Here is a 21,634-nt window from a genome sequence, read left to right on the forward strand (position 1 = left end):
AAAAGCCCTACATTACTGTAAGGCTTTGATTTTACTAGTGGTCCAACTTGGTATATTTTGCCTGAAATAAAAAATGATAATAAGTAATTATCCTTAATTATTTTCTAGTGCGTAAAATTATTTTTTTATAAATGTTTTTGAAGCAGTGCCTTCTTCAGTTATAATCTTTACAAAGTATGAGGCATTTGGTAAATCAGAAACATCCAAAATTGTTTTTTGAGATTCAGATACTTTTTGCCCAATTAAATTATAAATTTCGGTTTTGAGATAGGTTAAAGTATTATCTATTTTTATATTTAAGATATCTGAGGTTGGATTAGGATATATCATAACTCCTAAATCTAACACTAAATTTGACATTCCCAATGAAGAGCTAGTATTTAAAATGTTAGACCGTAATTGATTAGATGAAAAAGTCTCAGTAGTTCTACCTCCGGGAGTAGAACTACAAACAGGTGTATCAATACTTATGTAATATTCATATGTATTTGTTAAAATATTTGCAGTAATGTCATTATAAGTAATATTAGAAGCTGAAATAGCATCAATTAACTCAAAAATTCCAGCACCAATTTTTCTATAAATTTTTATAATACCATAACTAAATCCTTCGTAAGGATTCCAACTTAAATTAACTGCATTATTTACTGCTACACCACTTTGTAATAAAATTGTTCGATGGATAGTAGAATTTATATCACTTGAATTGCAAATACTAACTGTGTTCACTTTGTATTTATTACTGTTAGTTAAATTATTTGAAGATATGTCTAAATATGAATTTTGGTTTGGTGGGATACTACCAATAACATTATAAAAATTTGTACTTACTTCTTTTAATATTTGATATTCTAGTACATTATTACTATTTGCATTATTTATATAAATTCTATTCCTATTTGTAAGTGTTGCATCACTAGTTACGTAACAAATACTAGTGCTATCAAAATTAAAATTAACAGTTACATTTTGATTTGCTGATATAACAGTCCCAAGAGCATTTGTTAATGTCCAAGTTACCACAGTGGTGCCAATCTGAAAATTCGTTGGTGCATTGTTTGATATGGTATAACTTGAGCAACTTTGTCCAATTGGAGTTCCTAAATTAACATTTGTTGCTATACAGGAACCCTGATTTGTAGAAATAGTTACAGCAGCAGGGGCTGTAATTGTCGTAGGCAAAGCATCAATATTTACAACAACAGGTGAAGATGTTGAAGAGCAAGTACCATTTGAAACCGAAGCCGAATACGAACCATTTTGTGATACCGTAATGGATTGCGTAGTTGCTCCATTTGACCAAGTATTTCCTGTAGGATAAGAAGATGTTAATAATACAGATTCCCCTTGGCATAATGAAGTTGCTCCGGAAGTGGTTATTGTTGGTGCTGTCGGCACTGAGTTTACAGTTGTTACTATGGTATTTGAAACAACGCTACATGTTGAACCTATATATGCCGTTACAGAATAGGAGCCGCTATTTAAAACTGTTATTGAGGGTGTTGTTGCGCCATTACTCCATAAGTAACTAGAAAAATTAGTTAGAGGAGGCGTATGTGTAAAACTACCAGAAACAGAAGTTCCAGAACCTATTTCAACCCAGTTTGTGTTATCTTGAGAAACTTTAAAACTATAAGTTTGAAGAAAATTATTGATAATTAAAACAATAGATTCAATAGTATATTGACTCCCTAAATCTATTACAATATATTGTGGGTTGCTTGAAGATGTAACTGGGTTGCCATTACTTACCCATCTGGATGATGTTAAACCATCAACTGCTTTATAACCATTTGATGTCCAATTGCCGCCAGCATTATAGCTACTTGCAACGCCTGTTTTATTTAAAGCAACATTAACCCCATTTGAAAAAGCTTGAATTTCGTGAACAAAGGCCTGTCCATTATTAGTAGAAGAATAAGATTCGAATTTTAAATAGCGAACGGAAGATAAACTATTTAAACTTAATGTTACAGAACCTCCCTCACAAAATGAGGTGGGTCCAGACGATAAAATGGCAAGATTATTTGGTAGCGGATTAACTGTAACAACAACAGGTTGTGATATAATACTACAACTTCCGTAAGAAACTGTGTACGAACCACTTTGAGAAACAGTAATAGATTGCGTAGTTGCGCCATTAGACCAAAGGTTACCAGTTGCATAGGAAGATGTTAAAACCACCGATTCTCCTTGACACAAAGCAATTGGCCCTGAAGTAGTTATTATTGGTGGCGATGGATTTATTTCTCCAGGAGTTACAATAACCTGATCTGTACAAGACACAGCCCCTTTACTTACCGTTACTGTGTATGTAATTTCAACACTTGGATTTACTGTAATTGTAGGCGTTGTAGCTCCATTTGACCATAGATACGTTAAATTATTACATAATGCAGTTGTATTGGAAGGATAGATTACGCCAATATTATTGCATTGATTGGTTTGGGTTGTACCTGCATTGATAATTGCGCCGGGTTCATAATATACTGTAATTGTTGGGAAATCACCACTAATAAAATTATAAGTTCCTCCTGATTTTATATATGCAACACAAGCACCACTGCCTCCATTAAAATTTAAAGTCCCGCCGTTTTCAACAACATACTTGTTATTATTTCCGTTGTTTGTATAAACACCTCCATTACAAATTATTTTTCTATGTCCACTATCACTCCCAGATTGATTGGTAGTCAGTATAGAGGCAGAACTCATATCAATATTGCATGTTGCTGGTAAAGTTGAAAAATTAAAATTAGAATTTGTTAAAGAAATAGTTGTATTATTTCCACAAGTCACAATTGTGTCTGCAACTATTTTTGGCATTTCTCCTACAATTATATTTTGGGAAGTGCTTGAACAGCTTGATGATAAATTGGTGTTTACTAATTTATAAGTCCCTGGAACAGTGGCGGTGTATGAATTATTTGTTGCATTACTTATTGGACTGTCATTTAGATACCATTGATAGCTAACATTTGTTGATAAATTATCTGTCAATGTTAAAGACCCTCCATCACAAATAACTGCCGGAGAGGTATATGTCACAATGGGAGCTGCTGGTGCTACTAAGCAAACTTGCTCAGCTCTAATGTTATCTATTTGATAGGTCAAAGCCACAGGAGGGCTGTTAAAATTCGTGTTGGTAGAATTCCAATTACCAAAGAAAATAATTTTTTCATATTCCCCATTAGCAACAAATGTTTGATCCATCGGGATTGAAAAATTAAATGTTAACGTTTGCCATTGTCCCGGTGTAGTATAGGCTTGACCATTTGCTGAAATTGGGCCTCCCATTTCAACTTTAGCTAAAATATTTAATGCTTGATTTGCAAATACATCTACTTGCATTGTTTTGTTTGAAGTTAGTTTTGCCTTTTTTGTAGTCAAAATAAATTCTATTCCTTGCCATATTTGACCTCCCATATTTTGTGTCCCTTGTAATACATTCCCAGTAGCTGAACATGAAATAATCCCAGAAACAATAGCTGCTCCAGCTCCTTCAAATCCTACAACACTAGTGTAAGTTGTTGGATCTTCAAAATTTTGTAATAAAGGTAGTGTTTGTGTGTTATTAAATGCAACCACAACTGGTAGAGAGGTCGAAGTACAATTACCATTTGAAACGGAAACTGAATACGAACCTATTTGTGATACCGTAATAGATTGAGTGGTTGCTCCATTACACCATACGTTTCCAGTAGGATAGGAAGAAGTTAACACTATAGACCCTCCTTGATTAATAGTAGTTGGCCCTGAAGTGGTAATAATTGGTGGCGCTAGTGCGGAAGCTACATTAATATTTAACGTATTTGAAACCACACTACATGTTGAACCAATATATGCAGTTACAGAATAAGCACCACTGTTTGAAACAGTTATAGATGGTGTGGTTGCTCCATTGCTCCATAAATACCCACTGTAATTTGTTAAAGGAGGTGTAAATGTAAAACTTCCCGAAACAGAATTTCCATTTCCTACTTCAATCCAATTGACGTTATCCTGTGATACCTTAAAACTAAAAGTTTGTTGAAAACTACTAATATCTAAAAGTATAGATTCTAAATTAAATTGATTCTGTAAATCAATTACAATATAATGAGGAGCCGTTAAAGATGGTAAAGGATTACGATTACTTGACCACCGACTTCCCGTATTCCCATCAACAGCATTACTACCATTATTTGCCCAATTACTGCCCCCTTCATAACTATTTGCAAATCCAGACTTATTTAATGCAACATTAACCCCGTTTGAGAAAGCTTGTATTTCATGCACGTTGACTTGACCACTGTCTGCAGAATAATACGATTCAAATTTTAAATAGCGAACGAAAGATAAACTATTTAAACTTAAAGTTACAGAACCTCCCTCACAAATTGTTGTTGGACCAGAAGGCAAAATGGTAAGATTATTTTGGGGGGTCGTAACAGTAACTACTTTAGGTAAAGATGTAACTAAACAACTTCCGTAAGAAACTGTGTACGAACCGCTTTGAGTGACAGTAATAGATTGTGTAGTAGCGCCATTTGACCAAACATTACCTGTCGTATATGATGAAGTTAAGACTACTGACTCTCCTTGACACAGCGCAGTTGGTCCAGAAGCAGTAATAGTTGGTGGCGATGGATTAGCTCCCCCAGGTATTACCACTACTTGATCTGTACAAGAAATATTACCATTACTAACAGTTACTGAGTATGTGGTTTCAACGCTAGGATTTACGGTAATTGTAGGCGTTGTAGCGCCAGTAGACCATAGATACGTTAAATTATTACATAATTCAGCTGTATTAGAAGGATATATTACACCTATATTGTTACATTGAACAATAGTATTGATTCCTACAGTAGAATTTATAAATGCTCCGGGCTCGTAATATAGAATATTACTTCCTCCTCCTCCTCCTGAATTATTAAAAATACCTCCAGATTTTATATAATAAACCTGACTCCCTCCTCCACCTGTTCTGTTAATTGTTCCGCCATAATTCACTAAAAATGTGCGTCCACCGCCACCGCCATAATTCACAATCCCACCATAACAAACAATTTCTTTAGGCCCTCCTGAAGAGTTTTGGGTTGCAGTTACAATCGAAGCTGAACTCATATCTACATTACAAGAGGTTTGTGAAGAAGAAAAATTAAAATTTGGATTCGTTAAAGAAATGGTTGCGCTATTTCCACATGTAACAATAGTTTCAGGTATTATTTTTGGCATTTCGCCTACAATAACATTTTGAGAAGTGCTTGAACATCCTGTCGTTAAGTCAGATACAACTAACTTGTATGTTCCTCCTTGATTAGCGGCATAAGAATTGTTTGTTGCGTTGTTAATCGGGTTGTTATTAAAAAACCACTGATAACTAACGTTTGTGGATGTATTATCCGACAAAGAAATTGAACCTCCAGTGCAAATAATTGCCGGAGAAGTATATGTTACAACTGGTGATGGCGGCAATGGATTTATGGTTACAGTAATTAAATTAGAAATGAATATCGAACCATTCAATGCTGTAACTTTTAAAGCAAAAACACCAGATGTAGTAGGGGCATAACTTAAAGCATTTTGTCCAGATATATTCACGTTATTTTTCAACCATTGATATTGATAAACTCCAGCAGGAGTAACTGAACCCGTTAATTGAACTGTACCACCTGTACAGAAAGTTACGGGGCCATTAGCAACTATTTCAACAACTTGAGCCAATGATGTAATCGCAAAACCTAATATTGCAATTATTGAAAAGATAGTTTTTTTCATTTTATTAACTAATTAATTTACTACAATATTAACAAATATTATTGATAATCAGTTAGTTCTATTTAGATATTTAAATTTGGCTTTATTTTAAAAGCCAGTAAATCAGTGATTTGTTAACCTCATAACATTCTAAAGAGGTTCACTTTTCATCAAATATAAAGGTATAAAAAAAAGTTGAGCATTAGGTTTTGCTCAACTTTTTGCTCAACTTTTTAATAAGAAACCCTTGTAAATATTGATACTTACAAGGGTTTTGTTGTGGTCCCACCTGGGCTCGAACCAGGGACCACCTGATTATGAGTCAGGTGCTCTAACCAACTGAGCTATAGGACCGCTGTTGGAGCTGCAATATTACTACTATTTTTAATTGCAAGCAAATCTTTTTTTATACGATTCTAAAAATGTAGGGGAACGTTATTTAAATCAATCTATTTTATTTCTTGACAAAGCTCAATTAAAACCCCGTTTGTGGTTTTTGGATGTAAAAAAGCTACCAATTTATTATCGGCGCCTTTTTTAGGCGTTTCATTTAAAACAGTAAAACCTTCAAGCTTTAGGCGTTCTATTTCCGCGTAAATATCTTCCACATCAAAAGCGATATGATGAATGCCTTCGCCTTTTTTTTCTATAAATTTAGCAATCGGGCTGTTTTCATTCGTGGCTTCTAACAATTCAATTTTATTTGGACCGCACATAAAAAATGATGTTTTTACACCTTCACTTGCTACCTCTTCTGTTTTATAAGCCGCTTGACCAAAAAGTTTTGAAAACAATTCATTTGAATTTTCTAAATCATGAACGGCTATGCCAATATGTTCTATTTTTCTCATTTTTACAGGAATTTATATGCAAAAATAAACATTCATAAACGTATTTCTGCTTATTTTGTATGTAAAAATTGTATTTTTGCCTCATGGAAACAAATAGACAAAAAAAAATTGGTGCATTATTGCAAACAGACTTGGTAGATATTTTACAAGGTGAGATTAGAAAAAATGCAATTTCTAACTTAATTATTTCGGTTTCTAAAGTAAATGTCACCTCAGATTTATCAATTGCAAAGGTTTATTTAAGTGTTTTTCCTTCCGAAAAAGGACCAGAATTATTAGCCGCTATTAAAAGTAACGCACCATTAATTAAGCACGATTTATCGCAACGCGTAAAATTACAATTAAGACGCGTGCCAAACTTAATTTTCTTCATAGACGACAGTTTGGATTATATTGAAAAAATTGACAATGCCCTTTCTAGAAAAGACAATCCTATTGAAAATCCAGAATTATTAGAAAAAAGAAAAAGATCATAATTTGAATTTCCCGTTCTACATAGCCAAAAGATACGCGTTTAGTTTGTCTAAAACTACTGCCATAAATGTAATTACGTTTATAGCATCTCTTGGAATTATCGTAGGCGCCATGGCACTTTTTGTTGTGCTTTCTGTTTTTAGTGGGTTGCGCGATTTTAGTTTAAGCTTTACCAATGCAACCGATCCCGATTTACGAATTGAAACCCTTAAAGGAAAATCATTTTTCATTTCTGAAACGCAAGAAGTTCAGTTAAAATCTTCAAAGGAATTTACTAATTACTCAAAAATTGTTGAAGAACGCGCCTTGTTTTATTATAAAAATAAAGAGCAAGTAGCATACCTGAAAGGTGTTGATGCCAATTTTTGTTTAGTCAATGCATTTAATACATTTTTATATGCTGGCGATTGGTTGGAGCCTAACACTAATCAGGTTGTAGTGGGTTCTGGAATTTCGAGAAAATTAGCATTAGGACTTTTCGATTTTAATAACGTTTTAGAAGTTTATATTCCTAAACCAGGTTCTGGATTAATTGAAAACCCAGAGGAAGCATTTAATAAATCGCCCTTACTCACTTCCGGAATATTTCAAGTTAGCGAAGATGTTGATGAAAAATATATTTTTTCTTCAATTCCATTGGCACAAAGTTTATTAAATTATAAACCGAATCAAGTAACTTACATAGATTTTAAAATGGCGCCAAATGTATCGGAAACAGATGCAATAGCAACCATTAATAAAATATTTCCTAATCAAGTAAAAATCAAAAACAGAGCGCAATTAAATGATGCGTTGTATAAAATGCTAAATACCGAAAACATTGTGGTTTATCTTATTTTTACTTTGGTGATTATTATTGCGTTATTTAATTTAATTGGTGCCATAATTATGATGATTATTGAAAAGAAAACCAATTTAAAAACCTTATATAATTTAGGAACAGAAATTAAATATTTAAAAAATATTTTTTTATTTCAAGGAAACATTATTTCTATTTTTGGGGGAATTTTGGGTTTGATTTTAGGAATTTTTGTAGTTTTAATTCAGCAACAATTTGAATTAATAATGATTAATTCAACATTAGCCTATCCAGTTGTTTTCGAAATTAAAAATGTTATACTTGTATTATTCACCATTGTAATTTTAGGATTTATAGCTTCCAAAATTGCAAGTAGCACCGTAACTAAAAAATTATTAGAATGAGAAAAATTATAGTCTTTGTAATCGGATTAGTTGTAATCGGATGTAAATCGAAACAAGTAGCAAATCAAATAAATCAAGAATCGGAAATTAATCAAGTTCTAGATAATTGGCACCAAGCTGCAGCTGAAGCAAATTTTAATTCTTATTTCAATGCGATGACAGATGATGCCATTTACATTGGAACCGATGCCACTGAAAATTGGAGCAAACCTGCATTTATACAATTTGCAAAACCCTATTTTGATAAAGGCAAAGCATGGAGTTTTACTAAATTAGAACGAAATATTTATTTTTCATCGGATAGGAAAATGGCTTGGTTTGATGAATTATTAAACACGCAGATGAAAATTTGCAGAGGAAGTGGCGTTTTAGTTTTGGACGAAAAAGGAAATTGGAAAATCAAACAGTACGTGTTATCAATGACCATTCCAAATGACCATACAGATGAAGTCATGAAAATAAAATCGTTTATTGAAGACAAAGAAATAGAAAAACTAAAAAACCAAACTAAATAATAACTTGTCAATCTGAACTTGTTTCAGATTCTACTTAATTTTCTTAGAATCTGAAACAAGTTCAGATTGACAAAAAAAGTTTTCTATTTATAGATGGTTTCTTTCAAATTTTTAAACATCTCAACAGTCATGTTTTCAATGTTAAAATCATTTTTCCAACCCCAATCTTTTCTGGCTTCACTATCGTCAATACTCGCTGGCCAACTATCCGCAATTTTCTGACGGAAATCGGGTTCGTAATTAATGGTGAAATTTGGATAATGTTTTGTGATTTCTGCCGCTAAATCTTTTGGAGTAAAACTCATTCCAGATAAATTGTATGAAGAACGAATTTTAATATCTTCGGCATCGGCTTGCATAATGCTAATCGTAGCTTTTATCGCATCGTCCATATACATCATAGGCAAAGCAGAATTTTCAGATAAAAAACTTGTAAATTTTCCTTCGGTAATTGCTTTGTGATAAATATCAACAGCATAATCTGTGGTTCCTCCCCCTGCTTCAGTACTCCAACTAATTAATCCCGGATATCGGATACTTCTAATATCTACACCATATTGTTTATGATAATATTCTGCCCAACGTTCGCCTGTTTGTTTTGAAATTCCGTATACGGTACTTGGCTCCATAATCGTATATTGTGGCGTGTTTACCCTTGGAGTTGTAGGTCCGAAAACGGCTATACTAGAAGGCCAAAATATTTTTTTTATTTTTCCTGCTTTGGCTAAATTTAAAACGTGAAACAACGAATTCATATTCAAATCCCATGCAAAAGCTGGATTTTTTTCGGCAGTTGCAGATAATAAGGCGGCCATTAAATACACATCGGTGATATGGTATTTTTCAATTAATTGCTGAATCTGATTATAATCTAATGCATTTATAACTTCAAAAATGCCGTTATTTACTACGTCATTTTCTAATTTTCTAATATCGGAAGCAATTACGTTTTCCACGCCATAAGTTGCGCGTAATTTAGAGGTAAGTTCGGTGCCAATTTGACCACAAGCGCCAATGATTAGTATTTTGGTTTGCATAGTTACTAGTTTTGTCTTACAAAGATAAAATATTGACAATAATAACCCGTTATTTTGACTATTTTTTTCGAATTTCGTAAAAAAATATCTGCAATCTAACGGAATGTATAAAAGCCACGAATTTTCGAATTAATACATTTGCGTTTTATATTTTAATCGACTTTGTCGATAATTAATTCGAATTTAATCTTTTAGGAGATTATTAGTGAATTCGTGGCAAAGTTTCATGAAATTAAAATCAGGAATTGAAGTAATTATATATTTAACGTAATTTTAAAAAAAATCGTGGAAACATTTGTAAATTTGCGACTCATAATTGTAAAAGAATGAATTTTTTTAAACTACTTATACTATCTGTTTTTAGCAGTCTTTTGTTTTTTTCATGTAAAAAAAATGACGAGCAAGTGTTACTTGTAAAAAAAATGGAGAAAAAAAACCGTGAATCTTTCGAACAAATTAACAAAGCTTGGCAGTTAAACATTCCTATCACTAGCCCAGAAGTGCGTGGCGTTTTAAATCAATGGCAAGCGTGGAAAAATTTTGAAGAAGAGCTGCAGCAAAAACCCAAATCATCCATAAGCGCTTTTAAACACAAGGTTTTAAATTTAGTTGCAAAATCTAGTATTTTACATGAAAATGTACCTCCAAGTTTTAATGTCCCGCAAGTGCGAAGTAGAATTGTAGCATTACAAACCAAAATATTAGCACTTGATACTTATTTTTCATTAGATGTAGTACCACATGAAAAAGTACAGAATTTAATTGCAGCCATAAATAAAGAATTGCACGCTTTTTACATGCAGTGCGAAGAAATTATCATTAAAAACCGAATTCCAACTGAAATTGGCGAGCCAAAAATCATAAGTATTAGCGATACCACCCGAAATGCAAAAGCGATAAACTTTGACGATTTAGAGCAGAAAGAAATTTTAAAAGAGAAGTAGTTTTTGGGTGTAAGGTAAAGAGCAAAAGGATTACTATTATTTGATAAATAATTTATAATAAATTGAGTAAATCAGCAATCATTCAAAAATATCAGCAACATCCAAAAATTGGACAAATTGCTGAACTTTTTGCGTCCAGAAAAAAAATAAACGCTACCGGTTTGGTAGGTTCTTCACTTTCATTTGTGATGGATGCTTTATTTAAAAAATCGGAGCTTCCTTTTTTATTATTGTTTAATGACAAGGAAGAAGCGGCTTATTATTTGAATGATTTAGAAGCCTTAATTAACAACCAAGATGTATTGTTTTACCCAGGTTCTTATCGTAGACCCTACCAAATAGAAGAAACAGATAATGCCAACGTTTTATTACGCGCTGAAGTATTAAACAGAATTAATTCTAGAAAAAAACCAGCGATTATTGTTTCTTACACCGATGCCATTTTTGAAAAAGTAGTTACCAGGAAAGAATTAGATAAAAACACCTTAAAACTTAGTGTTAACGATAAATTGTCTATCGATTTTATTAACGAAACGCTTTTTGAATACCATTTTAAACGTGTAGATTTTGTATCCGAACCTGGTGAATTTTCCGTTCGAGGTGGAATAATTGATGTGTTTTCCTTTTCAAATGATGTGCCTTATCGAATCGAGTTTTTTGGGGATGAAATTGATAGTATTCGAACGTTTGATATTGAAACACAATTGTCTAAAGAAAAAGTCACAAAAATTGCCATTATACCCAACGTTGAAAATAAGATTTTACAAGAAAATCGTGAAAATTTCTTAGATTATATTTCTGAAAAAACCATAATTGTTCTTCAAAATACCGATTTGTTAGGTGGCAAATTAGACCGATTATTCGAGAAAGCAAAAGAGGCCTATTCGAAATTAACGCTAACGATAAATCATGCTAAACCTGAAGAATTATTTCTAAATCAGGAAACATTTTTAAAACGCGCCTTAGATTTTTCAATAATCGAGTTAGATAATAATCCAGTTTTTAAATCGGAAAAAATTTTCCAATTTTACACGCAACCACAGCCGTCATTTAATAAACAATTCGATTTGTTGATGAATAATTTGAACGATAATTTCCATAACGGAATTAAAAATTATTTATTTTCATCGAACGAAAATCAAGCGAAAAGATTCAAAGAAATTTTTAAAGATATTGATGAAGACGCAGCCATACATGTGAAACAAAAATATGAAAATATTGTTTTTCCTTTGTTTTCAGGTTTCATTGACACAGAGTTACAAATTGCCTGTTATACTGACCATCAAATTTTTGAACGGTACCATAAATTTTCTATCAAAAATAATGCGGCTAAAAAACAAACAGTTACTTTAAAGGAGCTAACCGCTTTGTCAATTGGGGATTATGTTACCCATATTGACCACGGAATTGGAAAATTTGGAGGCTTACAAAAAATTCAAGTAGAAGGCAAAACCCAAGAAGCTATCAAATTAGTGTATGCCGATAATGATATTGTTTATGTAAGTATTCATTCGCTTCATAAAATTTCAAAATACTCAGGAAAAGAAGGCGCAGTGCCAAAAATATATAAGTTAGGAAGTGGTGTTTGGAAGGCATTAAAACAAAAAACAAAAGCGCGGGTTAAACATATTGCGTTTAATTTAATTCAGTTATACGCGAAACGTCGTTTGGAAAAAGGCTTCGCTTTCGGGCCGGATTCTTACATGCAAAAAGAATTAGAAAGTTCTTTTATTTACGAAGATACACCAGATCAAATTACAGCCACACATGATGTAAAAACGGACATGGAAAACGACCGTCCAATGGATCGTTTGGTTTGTGGCGATGTGGGTTTCGGAAAAACGGAGGTGGCTATTCGTGCCGCATTTAAAGCAGTTGATAATGGAAAACAAGTCGCCATTTTGGTACCAACAACTATTTTGGCCTACCAGCATTATAGGACATTTACTGAAAGGTTAAAAGACATGCCCGTAACGGTAAGCTATTTGAACAGATTTAGAACGGCAAAACAAAAAGCAGAAACTTTAAACGGATTAGAGGACGGAAAAATAGACATCGTAATCGGAACACATCAGTTGGTAAATAAAAATGTGAAATTCCGCGATTTAGGTTTGCTTATTGTTGATGAGGAACAAAAATTTGGCGTGAATGTAAAAGACAAATTAAAAACCATTGCCGCAAATATTGATACGCTTACTTTAACCGCTACACCCATTCCTAGAACGCTACAATTTTCATTAATGGCAGCCCGCGATTTATCAGTAATTACTACGCCGCCACCAAATCGATATCCAATTGAAACCAACGTTATTCGCTTTAATGAAGAAACCATTCGGGATGCCATTTCGTATGAAATTGAACGTGGCGGACAAGTTTTCTTTGTCAATAATCGCATCGAAAACATTAAGGAAGTTGCCGGAATGATTCAGCGATTAATACCTAATGCAAAGGTAGGAATTGGTCACGGGCAAATGGAAGGAAAAAAACTAGAAGAATTGATGCTGGCTTTTATAGAAGGCGAGTTTGATGTTTTGGTAGCTACAACAATAATTGAAAGCGGTTTAGACGTACCCAACGCGAATACGATTTTCATTAATAATGCCAATAATTTTGGCCTTTCAGATTTGCATCAAATGCGAGGTAGAGTAGGACGTAGCAATAAAAAAGCATTTTGCTATTTTATCACGCCACCCGAATCTGTTATGACGGATGATGCCCGAAAACGCATCAATGCTTTGGTACAATTTTCAGAACTAGGCAGCGGTTTAAATATTGCAATGAAGGATTTGGAAATTCGTGGTGCAGGCGATTTGTTAGGTGGCGAACAAAGTGGTTTTATAAATGAAATTGGCTTTGATACCTATCAAAAAATTATGAATGAAGCCATTGACGAATTAAAAGAAAATGAATTTGCCAATTTATATGAAGAAGAAAACGATATTGAAACCAAAGAATTTGTAAAAGAATTTCAAATTGATACCGATTTTGAATTGCTATTTCCAGATGAATATATTAACAATATTTCAGAGCGATTGAGTTTGTATAACGAATTAGGCTCCGTAAAAAATAGTTTGGAATTAGTTGCTTACGAAAAAAGATTAATTGACCGATTTGGACCTTTGCCAAAAGAAGCGGGTTTCCTATTAAACAGTGTTAGAATAAAATGGAAAGCCAAACAAATTGGTTTAGAACGATTAATTCTGAAACAAAATAAAATGATTGGTTATTTTATTGGCGACCAGCAATCTAATTTTTACCAAAGCAACCGCTTTATGAATGCGATGAAATTTGCACAACAAAACGGAAATTTATGTAAAGTAAAAGAAAAAGCAACCAAAAACGGATTACGACTTTTAATAACTTTTGAAAATGTAAAAAGCATTAACAAAGCATTAGAATTAATTGAAATGATATAATCTTAAAAAAGTAATGTTCATTTTTCAAAAAAAAAACTTATTTTTACACGTTTACACACTAAATAACCAAAAATAAAGTTATTTATAAAAACCATATAACATTGAAAAACAAACAATTAAAACATTTACTTACAATTGGTAGTATTGCCATACTTTTGGCATGTTCTACCAAAAAAGATAATTATATTAATAGAAAGTGGCATTCCACAAATACAAAATATAATGTTTTATATAATGGAGATGTGGCAATGCAAAAAGGAATTGCAGATGTAAAAGCTACTTATTCGGATGATTTTTGGGACCTACTTCCGTTAGAACGTATGCAAATTATGCCAACAGAACAAAAAGAAGGAGCAGTAACCAAAAACGCTAATTTTGATCGTGCCGAAACTAAGGCCACAAAAGCCATTCAGAAACATTCGATGAACATTGGCGGATATGAAAAAAACAATCAAATTGACGAATCTTATTTGATGTTGGGCAAATCTAGGTATTACGAACACCGCTATTTGCCAGCTATGGAAGCATTTAATTATATTTTATATAAATATCCAACAAGTAATAACGTCTACCAAGCACAAGTGTGGCGTGAAAAAGTCAATTTAAAATTAGAAAACGAACAATTAGCCATAAATAACTTAAATAGAACGCTAAAAGGACAAAAAGTTACGGGTCAGGATTTGGCCGATATCCATTCGGTATTGGCGCAAGCTTATATTAAAAAAAATGTTTTAGATAGTGCTCTAGCATCAGTAAAAATATCCAAAAAAGAAACAAAACTAAAAGAAGAAAAAGCCCGTTATACTTTTATTTTAGGTCAATTGTACGAGAAGTTAAATTACTCAGACAGTGCATTTGTAGCCTATCAGGAAGTAATTGATTTGAAACGCAAGTCGCCACGTAGCTATACTATTTATGCGCATTTGAAACAAGCTACTCAGTTTGATTTTGAAAAAGGCGACACGGTAGCTTTCCATAAAAATCTAGACAAATTACTAGAAAACATTGAAAATAAAAGTTTTAGAGATGTAATCCATCACCAAAGAGCTGTTTTTTACGATAAAAAAGGAAAGGAAAATTTAGCGATTTCAAACTATAATAAATCGTTGAAAAATATTTCGACAGATAAATATTTAGCAGCTTTAAACTATAGAAATATTTCGGATATCTACTACAGAAAAGAAAATTTCCATTCCGTAAAAAAATATTTAGATTCTACTCTGGTTTATTTACCAGAAAAAAACAAGGCATTCAAACCTACCAAAAAGAAGTTAGAAGTAATTACAGATGTTGTAAAATATCTAGACATTATTAATCATTCAGATAGTATTATAAGTGTTTCTAAAATGGCTGCTTCTGAAAAAATTAAATTTTATCAAAAATATATTGCCAAATTAAAAATATCAGATTCTATCGCAGCTAAAAAAGCAGCAGATGATTTGGCTTTATCAAAAAATAATCTAAAAGCAGATATGTTTTCTGGAGAAAATTTTAGTGATAACTTAAGTACCAACGATAAAAATTATACAGCAGGAAATGCAAAGCCAAAAAATCCGGTTGTAAAAACCCCTTTGGTTAAGCAATCCTCAAATTCAGATGATTTACAAAGTAATTTTTATTTTTATAATGCGGTAACAGTTGCACAAGGAAAAATAAATTTTAAGAAAAAATGGGGCGATATTAAATATGGCGACAATTGGAAATCAATAGCAGTTACAAATCAAAACCAAACTGAAAACGCTGAAGAGGAAACAGACGAAGAAACATCAGTTAAAACGGAAGAAGTTGGCCTAGAACCAAAATACAAAACCTCTTTTTACATTGATCAACTTCCAAAAGAAGCTAAAGTTTTAGATAGTTTAAATATCGAGGCCAATTATGCTCGTTTTCAACTTGGTGCTATTTTTAAAGAAAAACTTAAAGAAAATAAGTTGGCCATAACTTCTTTTGAAGATATATTAGTAAACAAACCAGAAAACAAATTAGTATTGCCAACTTACTATAATTTATATCTTTTATATGGGGCTATAAATAATGAAAAAGCGCTAGCTTACAAACAAAAAATCTTATCAGAATATCCCGAAAGTAGGTATGCATCGGCATTTAATAACACTACAATAAATGCTGATATTACTGCAGATTCTGAATTTTATGCGCTCTATACAAAAGTAGAAAAAGGATTATTTAGAGAAGCAAATTTAGAAATCGATGCTTTACTTAAAAAATATGACGGAGATGAATTAAATGCTAAATTTGATGTTTTAAAAGCAAAAATTTCAGCAAGATTATTCGGACTTTCAGCTTATAAAATGGCGTTGCAAAAAGTTGTAAAAAATTATCCAAAAGCCGAAGAAACAAAAAAAATAGCATCCATTTTAAGTTCAGATATTCCTGCTTTGGAATCATTAAAATTTGGAGCTACGCCTAAAACATATAATTTGGTTTTTATAACCAATTATCCAAATGAACTTTCGCACAAAAACTTAATTGAAAAATTAAATAAATATGCCAAAGAATCTGGTGACAACAAAGTTAAAGTGTCAAATGATATTTACAATGTGGACAAAAATATGATTGTGTTACACGGAATTATAAATAAAGCAACTGCAGCATCTGTTTACAATTATCTAAAAGAGCACAAAGATTATAAAATTAAAGATACGCCATTTATCATTTCAAATGAAGATTATAAAGTGGTTCAAGTTAAGAAAAACGTAGAAGAATATTTAGCTCAAATCAAATAAGTATGCCAAAATCAGACTACGATTTACTAGGTAAAACAAATCGAATTGTAGAACAAACTTCCATTACTGGGAATATAATTTGTACTGCCGATTTACGCTTAGATGGCGAATTAATTGGCGATATTACTTGCAAAGGAAAAATTGTGTTGGGTCCAAAAAGTAAAGTGGAAGGAAATATTACCTGCAAAAACATTGATATCGAAGGCAAATTCAACGGTAAATTAGTGGTGGAAGAATTACTAGGAATCAAAAAAACAGCCAAAATTTCTGGAGAAGTAACCGTAGGAAAATTAGCTATCGAACCAGGGGCTATTTTTGAAGCCAGTTGCGAGATGAAATCAAAATAAATTTTGTCTAAAAACAGACTAAAATGACACAAAGCAACAAGTCAAAACCTTTAAATAAATGGATTCAATTAATAAGCATTCCGGCACAAATGGGGATGGTTATTTTTTTGTTTGCCTATCTTGGTCAGTATTTAGATGAAAAATACCAGTCTGAAAACTATGTAAAAATTTTTACAATTGTAGGCGTTTTTTTAGCCATGTATAATGTAATTCGTCAAGTCAACCAACTAAATAAAAATGAAAAATAACCTCTTGTTTTTTATACGAATTTTCTTTTTTTCTTTTTCGTTATATGTTATCAATCGCTTGGTTTTTCTATTACCTAGTTTGAAGCAGGCAGAAGAAAAATTTCATTTCCCAATTGCCCTTTTATTTTTACTTTTTTTTGTGTTTTTGAATCTAATATTATTCCTTGTAAAAAGAGTATCTGAAAAAAGCTTTGACAATACCGGCATGGTTTTTATGATAGCCACTTTTATGAAAACGGGTATAGTTTATTTCATCATCAAACCCATTTTAAGCATACCAAATAATCAAATTGAAAAAACAAATTGTCTGATCGTTTTTATGGGTTTTTTAGTAATCGAAACGATTATAACAATAGGTATTTTGAATAAAAAACAATAAACCAATTTAATTTCGAATAGTTTGGTAAAAAAAGTAATTTTCTAGTGTTGTAATTTAAAGAAAAAAATATACCTTTGCAAAAATTTTTAGGACAATATTTATTAGAATATATATTTTATGTTGATTTCAAGAATAACAATTCACTTATTTATAGCCACAATTTTTGCGGTTTTTCCAGTAGTTACTTTTGCTAATGCAGATACAACTCATGTTGTAAAATCGGCACATACAGAAGTTGTAAATCAGGGAGAAGTTGCAACTAAAGAAATTGTTTCGGAAGAAAACCAATCGCAACAAGAAAGAGCAGCATTTATTCAACATCACTTACTAGATTCTCATGATTTTCATTTGTTTTCTTATGGAAAAACATCAGGTCATGAAACACATATTGGAATTCCTTTACCAGTAATTTTATGGGAAGACGGATTGCATTTTTTCATGTCATCAGAATTTCACCACGGTGAAGCCGTTGCAGAATCAAATGGTAAATATTTCAAAATAAATCACCACGATGGGATGATTTACAATACGGATGCAAATGGAACTTTTAATATTGACGAAAAACACCATACTACAAATACAAAACCTATCGACTTTTCTATCACAAAAAGTATTGTAATGATTTTAATCGTCGCTTTATTGATGTTTATGATTTTTAGAAACCTTGGGAAATCGTACAGTAAAAATGGTGGAATTGCCACTGGTGTTGGAAGATTTTTCGAGCCATTAGTACTTTACATCAGAGATGAAATTGCAATTCCTAATATTGGAGAAAAGCATTATAAAAAATACATGAGTCATTTATTGACTGTTTTCTTCTTTATTTGGTTTTTAAATATGTTTGGTTTAACGCCACTTGGAGTTAACGTTACCGGAAATATCGCAATTACTGCTTCATTAGCAATTATTACTTATTTCATTACAACGTTTACTGCTAATGGTAATTATTGGGGTCACATTTTCTGGATGCCGGGAGTGCCCGCTCTAATGAAAATTATTTTAGCACCAATCGAGTTTTTAGGAACAATCATTAAGCCATTTTCATTAATGATTCGTTTGTATGCTAATATGTTGGCAGGACACGTGGTTATAATGAGTATTATTGCGTTAATGTATACTTTTAGTAGTCCAATCGGAAGCCCGTTATCATTTGTATTGGCTTTTGTATTATCAATATTAGAAATTTTAGTAGCATTATTACAAGCCTACATTTTTACGATGTTAACGGCTTTGTATTTTGGAGCTGCTAAAGAAGAGCATCATCATGAAGAAGCTCATTAATAAATTGAATGTTTAATTAAATATATATACATTATGGAAGGAACTCTTAACCTTGTAGGAGCTGGATTAGTAGTTATTGGTGCTGGTATAGGTATCGGTAGAATTGGTGGATCAGCAATGGACGCTATTGCTCGTCAACCAGAAGCGACTGGAAAAATTCAAACCGCTATGCTTATTGCAGCAGCGTTAATTGAAGGAATTGGTTTTGCAGCGTTATTCGCAGTAAAATAATTAAAACTAACAATTGTTGTAACGGTTGGTTACAACAATTGTTTACTTTGAAAATTAAAATTAAACACTATATATAATGGAAGAATTATTAGGTCAATTTTCATTTGGTTTATTTATCTTGCAAACAGTTTTATTCGTAGGATTAATCCTTTTACTTAAAAAGTTTGCATGGAAACCTATTTTAGATGCAGTAAACGAACGTGAAGAAGGCATCAAAGAAGCTATTCTTTTGGCAGAAAATGCAAAAAAAGAAATGATGGCTTTAAAATCAGATAATCAAAAATTATTAGATCAAGCCCGTGCAGAAAGAGATACAATGATTAAAGAAGCAACTGCTATCAAAGAAAAAATGATTGCTGATGCAAAATCTGAAGCACAATCTCAAGGCGCAAAAATGATTGAACAAGCGAAAGCTACCATCGAAAGCGAAAAAAATAATGCAGTTGCTGAAATAAAAAATCAAGTATCTTCATTGTCTTTAGAAATCGCTGAAAAATTATTAAAAGAAGAATTATCTAACAAAGAATCTCAAACTAAATTGGTTGAGAAAATGTTAGCTGATGTTAAATTAAACTAATCCAAAGTTATGTCAAGAGCTGCGATTAGATACGCAAAAGCAATTATAGATATCGCTACAGAAAGCAACAATACCGCTGCTGTTAATAACGATATGAAAACAATTGGCGCTGCTATTAAAGAAAACGGAGAGTTACATGAATTTTTATCAAATCCTATAGTTAATGGAACGATAAAAATGAATGCTTTAACTGAAATATTTCCATCTTTACAAGCAGAAACTAAAGGTTTGTTTCAATTGTTAGTAGCAAATAAAAGATTTGAAATTTTGTCTGCAATTACTTCACAATTCAATACATTATTTGATATTGCAAGTGGTATTGAACAAGCAGTTGTTACTACAGCTGTTCCTTTAACTGCAGAATTAGAAGTATTAGTTAAAAATAAGTTGAAAGAATTTTCTTCAAACACTATTTCTATTACTAACGTAGTAGATGCTTCCATTATTGGAGGTTTTATTTTAAGAATTGGAGATAAACAATACAATGCATCTGTGGCAAACAAATTACAACAGTTAAAAAGAGAATTTACATATTAAATAAATACCATTAAATATATATAAAATGGCAGAAATTAAACCAGCTGAAATTTCAGCAATATTAAAGAAACAATTATCAGATTTTCAATCTGGCGCTACGTTAGAAGAAGTAGGTACTGTACTACAAGTTGGTGATGGTATTGCTCGTGTTTATGGTTTATCAAATGCGCAATACGGCGAGTTAGTGCAATTCGATAACGGATTAGAAGCTATCGTATTGAACTTAGAAGAAGACAATGTTGGTGTGGTTTTATTAGGACCATCAACTGGAATTAAAGAAGGTTCTAACGTAAAAAGAACCAACAGAATTGCGTCTTTAAAAGTAGGTGAGCAAATGGTTGGTCGTGTAGTAAATACACTTGGCGAACCAATTGATGGTAAAGGACCAATCGGCGGCGAATTATACGAAATGCCTTTAGAGCGTAAAGCACCTGGAGTTATTTTCCGTCAACCAGTAACGGAACCATTACAAACTGGTATCAAAGCAATCGATGCGATGATTCCTGTGGGACGTGGACAACGTGAGTTAGTTATTGGTGACCGTCAAACTGGTAAATCATCAGTTTGTTTAGATACCATCTTAAATCAAAAAGAATTTTACGATGCTGGTCAACCAGTATTCTGTATATATGTTGCAATTGGACAAAAAGCGTCTACAGTTGCATCAATCGCAAAAACATTAGAAGAAAAAGGTGCAATGGCTTATACAGTTATTGTTGCTGCAAATGCTTCTGACCCAGCGCCAATGCAAGTATATGCTCCTATGGCAGGTGCTGCAATTGGTGAGTACTTCCGTGATTCAGGTCGTCCTGCTTTAATTATTTATGACGATTTATCTAAGCAAGCAGTTGCTTACCGTGAAGTATCTTTATTGTTAAGAAGACCTCCAGGACGTGAAGCATATCCAGGTGACGTTTTCTACTTACACTCTCGTTTATTAGAAAGAGCTTGTAAAGTAATTAACGATGACAATATCGCTAAAAACATGAATGATTTACCAGATTCTTTAAAAGGAATTGTAAAAGGTGGTGGTTCATTAACAGCGTTGCCAATTATCGAAACACAAGCGGGTGACGTTTCTGCATATATTCCAACAAACGTAATTTCT

The 21,634-nt window shown here is 32.4% G+C and carries 17 protein-coding genes and 1 tRNA gene; 14 read left to right on the plus strand and 4 right to left on the minus strand.

The window, feature by feature from the left end; all coding sequences use genetic code 11:
• Nucleotides 1-117 precede the first annotated feature (117 nt).
• The 3 genes from ACIQ2I_RS02880 to mce all read right to left on the minus strand — a co-directional run bounded on the left by ACIQ2I_RS02880 (nt 118) and on the right by mce (nt 6,593).
• Nucleotides 118-5,763, minus strand: coding sequence for a discoidin domain-containing protein (locus ACIQ2I_RS02880; RefSeq protein ID WP_396180927.1), 5,646 nt, complete (start codon nt 5,761-5,763; stop codon nt 118-120).
• A gap of 259 nt (nt 5,764-6,022) precedes the next feature.
• Nucleotides 6,023-6,096, minus strand: a tRNA-Ile gene (locus tag ACIQ2I_RS02885).
• A 95-nt stretch (nt 6,097-6,191) separates the two neighbouring features.
• Complete coding sequence (gene mce, locus ACIQ2I_RS02890; protein ID WP_396180928.1) at nt 6,192-6,593, minus strand: methylmalonyl-CoA epimerase; 402 nt, start codon at nt 6,591-6,593, stop codon at nt 6,192-6,194.
• 83 nt (nt 6,594-6,676) lie between these two features.
• On the opposite strand from mce, the gene rbfA reads away from it, so the two are divergent.
• Genes rbfA through ACIQ2I_RS02905 form a run of 3 tightly spaced genes read left to right on the plus strand, consistent with a single transcriptional unit; the run spans nt 6,677 to nt 8,785 of the window.
• The gene (rbfA, locus tag ACIQ2I_RS02895) at nt 6,677-7,069 is read left to right on the plus strand and encodes a 30S ribosome-binding factor RbfA (protein WP_396180929.1); all 393 of its coding nucleotides are present in this window, start codon (nt 6,677-6,679) and stop codon (nt 7,067-7,069) included.
• Between the two features lies 1 nt (nt 7,070).
• The gene (locus ACIQ2I_RS02900) at nt 7,071-8,270 is read left to right on the plus strand and encodes an ABC transporter permease (RefSeq protein ID WP_396180930.1); all 1,200 of its coding nucleotides are present in this window, start codon (nt 7,071-7,073) and stop codon (nt 8,268-8,270) included.
• A complete protein-coding gene (locus ACIQ2I_RS02905; protein WP_396180931.1) occupies nt 8,267-8,785 on the plus strand; it encodes a nuclear transport factor 2 family protein in 519 nt (172 codons plus the stop codon). The genes ACIQ2I_RS02900 and ACIQ2I_RS02905 overlap by 4 nt, the downstream gene beginning before the upstream one ends.
• Nucleotides 8,786-8,868: 83 nt before the next feature.
• Here ACIQ2I_RS02905 and ACIQ2I_RS02910 read toward each other — a convergent pair whose 3' ends face one another.
• The gene (locus ACIQ2I_RS02910; protein ID WP_396180932.1) at nt 8,869-9,822 is read right to left on the minus strand and encodes an NAD-dependent epimerase/dehydratase family protein; all 954 of its coding nucleotides are present in this window, start codon (nt 9,820-9,822) and stop codon (nt 8,869-8,871) included.
• 422 nt (nt 9,823-10,244) lie between these two features.
• On the opposite strand from ACIQ2I_RS02910, the gene ACIQ2I_RS02915 reads away from it, so the two are divergent.
• The 11 genes from ACIQ2I_RS02915 to atpA all read left to right on the plus strand — a co-directional run.
• Nucleotides 10,245-10,766 carry a hypothetical protein gene (locus ACIQ2I_RS02915; protein ID WP_396180933.1) on the plus strand — a complete coding sequence of 174 codons (522 nt, stop codon included), beginning with the start codon at nt 10,245-10,247 and terminating at the stop codon, nt 10,764-10,766.
• A 62-nt stretch (nt 10,767-10,828) separates the two neighbouring features.
• Nucleotides 10,829-14,182, plus strand: a complete 3,354-nt coding sequence (gene mfd / locus ACIQ2I_RS02920; RefSeq protein WP_396180934.1) for a transcription-repair coupling factor — start codon at nt 10,829-10,831, stop codon at nt 14,180-14,182.
• A 101-nt stretch (nt 14,183-14,283) separates the two neighbouring features.
• Entirely contained in the window at nt 14,284-16,926 is a 2,643-nt protein-coding gene (locus ACIQ2I_RS02925; RefSeq protein ID WP_396180935.1) for a gliding motility protein, read from the plus strand.
• Nucleotides 16,927-16,928: 2 nt separating this feature from the next.
• Nucleotides 16,929-17,273, plus strand: coding sequence for a polymer-forming cytoskeletal protein (locus ACIQ2I_RS02930; protein ID WP_396180936.1), 345 nt, complete (start codon nt 16,929-16,931; stop codon nt 17,271-17,273).
• A 23-nt stretch (nt 17,274-17,296) separates the two neighbouring features.
• Nucleotides 17,297-17,521: an AtpZ/AtpI family protein gene (locus ACIQ2I_RS02935; protein WP_396180937.1), complete on the plus strand. Its 225-nt coding sequence runs from the start codon at nt 17,297-17,299 to the stop codon at nt 17,519-17,521.
• A complete protein-coding gene (locus tag ACIQ2I_RS02940) occupies nt 17,511-17,900 on the plus strand; it encodes a hypothetical protein (RefSeq protein WP_396180938.1) in 390 nt (129 codons plus the stop codon). The genes ACIQ2I_RS02935 and ACIQ2I_RS02940 overlap by 11 nt, the downstream gene beginning before the upstream one ends.
• A 117-nt stretch (nt 17,901-18,017) precedes the next feature.
• Nucleotides 18,018-19,181: a F0F1 ATP synthase subunit A gene (atpB, locus tag ACIQ2I_RS02945; RefSeq protein WP_396180939.1), complete on the plus strand. Its 1,164-nt coding sequence runs from the start codon at nt 18,018-18,020 to the stop codon at nt 19,179-19,181.
• A gap of 33 nt (nt 19,182-19,214) precedes the next feature.
• Nucleotides 19,215-19,412: an ATP synthase F0 subunit C gene (gene atpE / locus ACIQ2I_RS02950; RefSeq protein WP_353168157.1), complete on the plus strand. Its 198-nt coding sequence runs from the start codon at nt 19,215-19,217 to the stop codon at nt 19,410-19,412.
• A gap of 76 nt (nt 19,413-19,488) precedes the next feature.
• Nucleotides 19,489-19,989, plus strand: a complete 501-nt coding sequence (locus ACIQ2I_RS02955; RefSeq protein ID WP_396180940.1) for a F0F1 ATP synthase subunit B — start codon at nt 19,489-19,491, stop codon at nt 19,987-19,989.
• 9 nt (nt 19,990-19,998) lie between these two features.
• Complete coding sequence (gene atpH / locus ACIQ2I_RS02960; RefSeq protein WP_396180941.1) at nt 19,999-20,526, plus strand: ATP synthase F1 subunit delta; 528 nt, start codon at nt 19,999-20,001, stop codon at nt 20,524-20,526.
• A 25-nt stretch (nt 20,527-20,551) separates the two neighbouring features.
• Nucleotides 20,552-21,634: F0F1 ATP synthase subunit alpha (atpA, locus tag ACIQ2I_RS02965; protein WP_396180942.1), on the plus strand; the 1,083-nt coding region annotated here is incomplete at its 3' end.

The sequence above is a fragment of the Flavobacterium sp. genome (genome assembly GCF_044368995.1).
GTDB lineage: Bacteria > Bacteroidota > Bacteroidia > Flavobacteriales > Flavobacteriaceae > Flavobacterium.